This window comes from Burkholderia sp. Bp9099, assembly GCF_003857805.1.
In the GTDB taxonomy this organism is placed as follows: Bacteria; Pseudomonadota; Gammaproteobacteria; order Burkholderiales; family Burkholderiaceae; genus Burkholderia.
Genome location: NZ_QTPU01000075.1, coordinates 1 through 2,822, shown reverse-complemented (window position 1 = coordinate 2,822; position 2,822 = coordinate 1). Strand labels below are relative to the sequence as shown.

The 2,822-nt window shown below is 61.1% G+C and carries 3 protein-coding genes and 3 tRNA genes; 4 read left to right on the top strand and 2 right to left on the bottom strand.

Annotated elements, in window-relative coordinates; genetic code table 11:
• Positions 1 to 753: 753 nt before the first annotated feature.
• Positions 754 to 933: a hypothetical protein gene (locus DIE17_RS36875; protein ID WP_124489880.1), complete on the bottom strand. Its 180-nt coding sequence runs from the start codon at positions 931 to 933 to the stop codon at positions 754 to 756.
• 234 nt (positions 934 to 1,167) lie between these two features.
• Positions 1,168 to 1,398, bottom strand: a complete 231-nt coding sequence (locus DIE17_RS36870) for a hypothetical protein (RefSeq protein WP_124524129.1) — start codon at positions 1,396 to 1,398, stop codon at positions 1,168 to 1,170.
• Between the two features lie 970 nt (positions 1,399 to 2,368).
• Between DIE17_RS36870 and DIE17_RS36865 the strand changes: the two genes are divergently transcribed.
• The 4 genes from DIE17_RS36865 to DIE17_RS36850 form a co-directional block, all read left to right on the top strand.
• Positions 2,369 to 2,454 (top strand) — tRNA-Tyr (locus DIE17_RS36865).
• A gap of 43 nt (positions 2,455 to 2,497) precedes the next feature.
• Positions 2,498 to 2,571 (top strand) — tRNA-Gly (locus DIE17_RS36860).
• A gap of 25 nt (positions 2,572 to 2,596) precedes the next feature.
• A tRNA-Thr gene (locus tag DIE17_RS36855) sits at positions 2,597 to 2,671 on the top strand.
• A 65-nt stretch (positions 2,672 to 2,736) separates the two neighbouring features.
• On the top strand, positions 2,737 to 2,822 hold an 86-nt coding region (locus DIE17_RS36850), incomplete at its 3' end, for a GTP-binding protein (RefSeq protein ID WP_039555751.1).

The following is a 2,822-nucleotide window of genomic DNA, read 5'->3' as shown; positions in this document are numbered from 1 at the left end:
CCGTGTGAAAGTAGGTAATCGTCAGGCTCCCTAAGCCAGAAACCCCCGCCCGAAAAGGCGGGGGTTTTTGCATTTGCAGCGCAGAAAATGTGCAATCACCGCCGGGCGTTGGCGTTGGCGTTGGCGTTGGCGTTGGCGTTGGCGTTGGCGCAAGCAAGCAAGCAAGCAAGCAAGCAAGCAAGCTGGCTGGCTGGCTGGCTGGCTGGTCGGGCGGGACTTTCATGTACGCCGCGCGCCGTGTCGCGAATGGACGAGTGGCTCGACCCCGCTGCTGCCGGTAACTCCGCGGCCAGGGCGGCCAGTCTTGCACCGCTCGCAGCGCGAGAGTCTGATCGGCGCCGAATTGTTTGAGCAGATGGCGGCTCATTGACGCATCCTGCTCCTCATCATCGTTGACTGCATCGAACCCGCGCCGCGAGATCTACCACGTCTATCATCTCGGTTGCCACTGGCTTCGAGCTCCGTGCGGTTTCCATCCCGTGATGAACCGACCAGGGGCGCGGCAGGGGTCACCCTTGCGCGCAGCCGAAGGCTCCGTCAATCGCCGGGGTGCCGCCGATGGCCGCGTCATGCTCGAAGTGATCACGCCTCCGGTCGTTCTCTCGTTATTTACCTCCTCGAGCACATTGCACGGCAAGTCTAGCCATCGCAAATCGGAGTCCATTATCTCGGGCTATTAATTGGTGTATATCGCTTATCTTCGCGCAACGTCGTCGATTCTGTTTCGAGGTGCTGGTGTGTGATTGGCGCGTTTCAGGGCAAATCCACGGCTGCCTCGGCGACAGCGCGAGGCCGAGATCGCGCGCCCGTCGGCATATGCGTGACGACCGCAACCGCCATGAGGCCTTCCATCGGCGCGAAGGCGTCGCAGAGGCGAATTTCTTCGACGAGCGAATAGGCGGCGCCGCCGAAATAGTGGCGGCCTTCGCCCATCAATCCGAAATGCGTACCGTCCGCGTTGACGCCGGACGACCGCACCGTGCATGCAGTGCTTGGACTACACAGTGCCAAGCGCTCGATCGGGCGAATCGGCGGATCGTGCTGCTGCCGTGGCTCCGGGTCGACATGAGCATCGCCGGGCAGTGAGTAGTCGATGTCGACGAACCCGCGTTGAATGTCGGCTTCCCTGCCGTCTGGTTCGTACCGGGCGACGTACAGGCGCCCCGGTCAAAGCCGATGCAGTTCCGCGCTTGACTGAACGAGGTTCCACTCGTATCCACACGTCGGATGGCGCGTGTACAGCTCAGCCTTGCCACGATAGGCCGCCCAGACATTCATGGTGGTCGGCTTGCACAAAGGACGGTTCGACACAATGCGCGCTGCACTGTTGAACGTTCGCAACGACGGCGACACGCAAGCGATGTGGCAGCAGGCGTGCGGGCGCAGATCGTCGCGCATCGGCGGCACCAAGACATCTAGGCCGGCCAAGCTGTTGGACCTTCTCGCAAGGTGCGAGCGTCGCTATCAGCCGCGATAACGTCGGTTGACGCTCGTTCGGCAACCACGCGTACGCGATCGCTTCCGGAGTCGTGACTCGCGGGCGTCGCCGCGTGCTGGTGGCCAACAAGCAGCCGGCGTCGACGGCCGGTTTTAAAGTCTCATGCGTCGCGCGAGCCGCGGCGCCTTTCGCGCGTCTGGCGGTGTGGCGCCCGGAAAGCGTCGGCTCTCGGACTGCCGCGATCCTTCCCGTGCTGCACCACGCGTTGTCGATGGTGCCCGCATGTGCCACCGAGGAAGCAAAGACCAGTGCGAAGGCAAGAAGGACGACAGGGTATCGCGCGGAGGCAGGGAAACGGGAGAGCGGTCGGCATGATCGCGGAACGCGGGATGGTACCGCGCGTGCCTTCCGTCAGTGGTGATGAGGGGAGGGGGCGAAGATGGCCCCTAGGTGCTTTCCGGGTTCGATTCCGGTGTCGCAACGGAGCAAGCGGGAACGGCGACGCCTTCCGTGGAATCCGGCTTCGGCACCCCGTTTGCCGGAAACCCTTGCGCGCAGAAGCCGGTTGTCCCGGGTTTGGCGGGGTGCTGATGTGTCGCCATTAATCAACCTACCCCCTGGGCTCGCGTCGGAAGCCTTGCAGATTCATCCGGCATGGAAATTGCAAATTTTTTGCGTTTACCCGCTTGGCATTATGCGTGAGAGGTCGTATCATGGCGGTCTTTCGTTTTCAGCGAAGATGCAAATCGAAGCTGAAGACGGAGTCTGACGAAGATGTGGGCGCCGATCGGCGATCCTCTTGTGCTTGCCTCAGCCGGGTGGGCGCGGGTGTCGGGTGAGTCGCCAGGGTGCGCTGGAAGAGAATGAAAATAATCTTCCGGATGTGCTTGACAAGAGTGCGATGCACCCCCATAATCGTCAGTTCTCTACGGAGGGGTGCCCGAGTGGCTAAAGGGGGCAGACTGTAAATCTGTTGGCTTACGCCTACGTTGGTTCGAATCCAACCTCCTCCACCAGAACATCAGCGCAGAGAGCGGTAGGGAATCGTTAGTGGCCCGTGCGGGTGTAGCTCAATGGTAGAGCAGAAGCCTTCCAAGCTTACGACGAGGGTTCGATTCCCTTCACCCGCTCCAGTCCGTGTAGTTGAAGCGTAATACCGCCCATGTGGCTCAGTGGTAGAGCACTCCCTTGGTAAGGGAGAGGTCGGCAGTTCGATCCTGCCCATGGGCACCAGCAGTAAAAAGTCAGTGTCTGTTTGCGCGCGGCGCAACATGTGAAATTCCTTTCGGGAGTTGAAAATGGCCAAGGAAAAGTTTGAGCGGACCAAGCCGCACGTCAACGTTGGTACGATTGGTCACGTTGACCACGGCAAGACGACGCTGAC

Bases quoted from the DNA above. Each gene is read 5' to 3' on its own strand.
- DIE17_RS36875 (WP_124489880.1), bottom strand. From the start codon at position 933: ATGGGCGAAGGCCGCCACTATTTCGGCGGCGCCGCCTATTCGCTCGTC.
- DIE17_RS36870 (WP_124524129.1), bottom strand. From the start codon at position 1,398: ATGCGCGACGATCTGCGCCCGCACGCCTGCTGCCACATCGCTTGCGTG.